This window comes from Aeromonas sp. HMWF015 (assembly GCF_963878965.1).
Classification (GTDB): domain Bacteria; phylum Pseudomonadota; class Gammaproteobacteria; order Enterobacterales; family Aeromonadaceae; genus Aeromonas; species Aeromonas veronii.
The window spans coordinates 3,557-8,183 of record NZ_CAWNZT010000071.1 but is presented as its reverse complement, the minus strand read 5'-3'; the positions used below and the strand labels follow the sequence as shown (position 1 = coordinate 8,183).

Annotated in this window: 5 protein-coding genes; 2 read left to right on the top strand and 3 right to left on the bottom strand. The window is 58.6% G+C overall.

Annotated elements, in window-relative coordinates; genetic code table 11:
• Positions 1–78: 78 nt before the first annotated feature.
• Positions 79–1,659 carry a Na(+)/H(+) antiporter NhaB gene (nhaB, locus tag AACS18_RS03060; protein ID WP_064338053.1) on the top strand — a complete coding sequence of 527 codons (1,581 nt, stop codon included), beginning with the start codon at positions 79–81 and terminating at the stop codon, positions 1,657–1,659.
• Between the two features lie 98 nt (positions 1,660–1,757).
• Positions 1,758–2,279, top strand: a complete 522-nt coding sequence (gene dsbB / locus AACS18_RS03055; RefSeq protein WP_005336895.1) for a disulfide bond formation protein DsbB — start codon at positions 1,758–1,760, stop codon at positions 2,277–2,279.
• Positions 2,280–2,359: 80 nt separating this feature from the next.
• Here the strand turns inward: dsbB and AACS18_RS03050 are convergent, their stop codons facing one another.
• The 3 genes from AACS18_RS03050 to AACS18_RS23030 all read right to left on the bottom strand — a co-directional run.
• Positions 2,360–3,007 carry a DedA family protein gene (locus AACS18_RS03050; RefSeq protein ID WP_040069761.1) on the bottom strand — a complete coding sequence of 216 codons (648 nt, stop codon included), beginning with the start codon at positions 3,005–3,007 and terminating at the stop codon, positions 2,360–2,362.
• Between the two features lie 179 nt (positions 3,008–3,186).
• On the bottom strand, positions 3,187–3,444 hold the full coding sequence (locus AACS18_RS03045; RefSeq protein WP_108613663.1) for a YkvA family protein: 258 nt from the start codon (positions 3,442–3,444) through the stop codon (positions 3,187–3,189).
• Positions 3,441–4,627, bottom strand: a 1,187-nt coding sequence (locus AACS18_RS23030) for a helicase-related protein (protein ID WP_258228833.1), incomplete at its 5' end; no start/stop codon positions are given. The genes AACS18_RS23030 and AACS18_RS03045, both read right to left, overlap by 4 nt.

Here is a 4,627-nt window from a genome sequence, read left to right as displayed (position 1 = left end):
CAACATCCGGAGGCACAGGTCGAATCATCCTTGACTGCATAGAAGCAGATCCTAACAACAAAGTTGAGACCCATTATCATGCCAATAAGCCTAGGGCAGGCATTCGCCAAGAACTTCTTGGGCAATGCACCACAGTGGTATAAAAGCGCCATCTTGCTATTTCTGGTGATCAATCCGATCGCCTTCCACCTTGATCCTTTCATTGCGGGCTGGTTACTTGTCGTTGAGTTTATCTTCACCCTGGCCATGGCCCTCAAGTGCTACCCTCTGCAACCGGGTGGTCTGCTCGCGATCGAAGCCGTGTTGATCGGCATGACCTCCGCCGATCAGGTCAAACACGAGCTGGTCGCCAATATCGAGGTGCTGCTGTTGCTGGTGTTCATGGTGGCAGGCATCTATTTCATGAAGCAGCTGCTGCTCTATGTCTTCACCAAGCTGCTGATCGGTGTACGCTCCAAGATCCTGCTCTCCCTCTCCTTCTGTCTGGTCTCCGCCTTCCTGTCAGCTTTTCTCGATGCCCTGACCGTGATTGCCGTGGTGATCAGCGTCGCCACCGGCTTTTACGCTATCTATCACAAGGTCTCGTCCGGCAAGGAGTTTGGTCACAGCCATGACCATACCGATGATAAGGAAGTCGCCGAGCTCAATCGCCAGGATCTCGATGATTTTCGCGCCTTCCTGCGCAGTCTGATGATGCATGCCGCCATCGGTACCGCGCTGGGTGGTGTCTGCACTCTGGTGGGCGAGCCGCAAAACCTCATCATCGGCGAGCAAGCCAGCTGGAACTTCGCCGAATTTGCCATTCGCATGTCTCCCGTCACCGTCCCCGTCTTTATCTGTGGTCTGCTGACCTGCGTGCTGGTGGAACAGTTCCGCTGGTTTGGCTATGGCGCCCGCCTGCCGGACACGGTGCGTGCCATCATGGAGGAGTACAACCGCTACGAAGAGGCAAAACGCAGCCCGCAAGACAAGGCCAAGCTGATCGTTCAGGCATTGATTGCGGTCTGGCTGATCGTCGGTCTCGCCATGCACCTAGCAGCCGTTGGTCTGATTGGCCTCTCGGTCATCGTGCTGGCCACCTCCCTGACCGGGATCACCGAGGAGCACTCGCTGGGTAAAGCCTTCCAGGAGGCTCTCCCCTTCACCGCCCTGCTGGCGGTCTTCTTCAGCGTGGTCGCCGTCATCATCGATCAGCAGCTGTTCAAGCCGGTGATCCAGCTGGTACTGGCAGCCAAACCGGAGAACCAGCTGGCCCTCTTCTATTTGGCCAACGGGGTGCTCTCCATGGTCAGTGACAACGTCTTTGTCGGCACCGTCTACATCAATGAGGTGAAGACGGCCATGCTCAATGGTGCCATCGACCGCGCCCAGTTCGATCTGCTGGCGGTGGCCATCAACACAGGTACCAACCTGCCGTCGGTCGCCACTCCCAATGGTCAGGCCGCCTTCCTGTTTATGCTCACCTCGGCATTGGCGCCGCTGCTGCGTCTCTCCTATGGCCGCATGGTCTGGATGGCGCTGCCCTACACCCTGGTGCTGGGGCTGATCGGCTTTTTCTCTGTCGAATTGCTGCTTGGTCCTGCCACCGAGTGGTTCTATCAGCACGGATGGCTGGTGATGGAGAGTGCACTGCCAGCGGTACAACCGGCACTGCATTAATCCGTTGCGACGGTTTCCGAGGGCCCTTTCAGGGCCCTTTTCTTTTCTGCCCCGCTCTGCTCTAATTCAGCCACTGTTTTTTCTGAGAGATCAATGAGATGATCGAGTTTCTCCGCCGTATTGCCGCCCATCGGCTGGCCTGGGGCCTGTTGGCAGCATCAGCCCTGTTCCTCGAGTTGTGCGCCCTCTTCTTCCAGCATGTGCTGGGCCTCTCCCCGTGCGTGATGTGTGTTTACGAACGGTTGGCGACCCTGGGTGTGTTGGCCGCTGGTCTGCTCGGCATGGTGGCGCCGGATAAGTGGTATGTTCGCTGGAGTGCCATGTTGCTGTGGGGCTACAGTGCCTTCCGCGGCTTCCAGCTGGCCCTCAAGCATGTGGACTATCAGGTCAATCCCTCCCCGTTCAACGTCTGCAGCCCGTTTGCCGACTTCCCGAGCTGGGCTCCGCTCGATCAGTGGCTCCCCTGGCTCTTTATGCCGGAAGGGGATTGTGCCCAGATCACCTGGCAGTTCTTCGGTTACTCCATGCCCCAGTGGCTGGTTGTCATCTTCGCCGCTTACCTGCTGGTCTTCACCGTAGTGGCCATCGGCAATCTGGTGAAAGGGCGTTGCTGCAACTGAGTGTCATGCCCGTGTGGAGATAAAAAGGGGGGAGCCATGATGGCTCCCACCTTTCTCGTTCTGGCTGACCGTATTTCTGGTTACGCCCTGGCTGTGCTCATCTTGGCCTTGACCGCGCCAATTACCATGGGCAACAGGGAGATACCAATGATGCCGAAGATCAGCAGGGTAAAGTTGTGACGCACTACCGGCAGATTGCCAAAGAAGTGGCCGGCATAGACGAAGGAGAGTACCCACAGCAGGCCGCCAACCAGGTTGAACGCCAGGAAGCGCGGATAGGTCATGGCCCCCATCCCTGCCACAAACGGCGCAAACGTACGCACGATAGGCAGGAAGCGGGTGATGATGATGGTCTTGCCACCATGCTTGGCATAGAAGGCGTGGGTCTTCTCCAGATAATCCCGGCGGAAGATTTTGGAGTCCGGATTGCGGAACAGCTGCTCGCCGAAGAAGTGACCAATGGTGTAGTTGACCACGTTGCCCAGCACGGCAGCGATGATCAGCACGGCCGCCAGGGTATGGACGTCCAGCACGCTGCCCACGGTAAGCGCACCGGCGGCAAACAGCAGGGAGTCACCCGGCAGGAACGGCGTCACTACCAACCCGGTTTCACAGAAGATGATGAGAAACAGGATGGCGTAAACCCAGACACCATAGTTCTCGAATAGCTCTTTCAAATGCACATCAACGTGCAGGATAAAGTCGATTGCAAAGAGGATCAGATCCATTTTTTCCATACCCATAAAGTGAACGGCGTGGAGTCTACGCCAATGCCATCCGGGCGACAATCACCGGGGCAGCCTCTTTTTTGTCCCGCTGCGCCCACCTTCAAATGAAACCGTTTTTCCGCTTCCTTCGAAGGTGGGGGCACAAAAAGTGATGTCGAGTGTGGTGTTGAAAAGGTGAACTAGGAGGCCTGTTCCAGATCGCTGCGCACTGCGGGGGGCAGACAACGCTCCCAGCCCCATAGCAACACCAGCAGCAGGGTCACATCATCGAACCAGCCCAGCATGGGCACCACGTCGGGGATAAGATCCACCGGACTGATGCCATAGAGCAGGATAAGGATAACCAGGGCTCTCGCCCACCAGGGGGTACCGGGATGGCGAAAGCCCTGATAGAGACGACGCAGTCGTTGCCAAACAAGCCAGCGTTTGCGGCTCATGATTCGATCAACTCGCTGCGCAGCCGCTGGATCTGATCCCGCAGTGCCGCCGCCTGCTCGAACTCCAGATCCCGGGCATGTTGGAACATCTGTTCCTCCATCCGCTTGATCTCTTTGGCAATCTCGCTGGCTGAGCGAACATGGTATTCCCCTTGCGGCTCGGCTGCCTTGCGCATCCCCTTGCCAGGTTTGCCTGCCGTGCGGCTGCCCCCCATGTCCATCACATCGCCAATGGACTTATTGAGCCCCTTGGGGGTGATCCCATGCTTGAGGTTATGGGCATGCTGCAAGGCGCGGCGCCGCTCGGTCTCCTCAATGGCTACCTTCATCGAGTTGGTGATGGTATCGCCGTAGAGAATGACCTTGCCGTTGAGGTTACGCGCCGCCCGGCCGATGGTCTGGATCAGCGAGCGGGTGGATCGCAGGAAGCCCTCTTTATCCGCATCCAGAATCGCCACCAGCGACACTTCCGGCATGTCGAGACCTTCCCGCAGCAGGTTGATGCCCACCAGCACATCGAACTTGCCGAGGCGCAGATCGCGAATGATCTCCACCCGCTCGACCGTGTCGATATCGGAGTGGAGGTAGCGCACCTTGACGTCGTGCTCCGCCAGATACTCGGTCAAGTCCTCCGCCATCCGCTTGGTCAGGGTAGTAACCAGCACCCGCTCCTCGACGGAGACCCGTTTGCGGATCTCGGAGAGCAGATCGTCCACCTGCGTGGTCACAGGACGCACCTCGATCTCCGGATCGAGCAAGCCGGTTGGGCGCACCACCTGCTGCACCACATCGCCGCCGGACTTCTCCAGCTCGTAGGGGCCGGGAGTCGCCGAGACAAATACCGTCTGCGGCATCAGCGCTTCAAATTCGTCGAACTTGAGCGGCCGGTTGTCCAGCGCAGAGGGGAGCCGGAAGCCGTACTCCACCAGAGTCTCCTTGCGGGAGCGGTCCCCTTTGAACATGGCGCCGATCTGCGGCACCGTGACGTGGGACTCGTCGATGATGAGCAGACCGTCCCCCGGCAGGTAGTCAAACAGGGTCGGCGGCGGCTCCCCCGGCGCACGGCCGGAGAGGTAGCGGCTGTAGTTCTCGATACCGGAGCAGTAACCCAGCTCCTGCATCATCTCCATGTCGAACTGGGTACGCTGGCTGATGCGCTGCTCTTCAACCAGCTTGTTGAGGG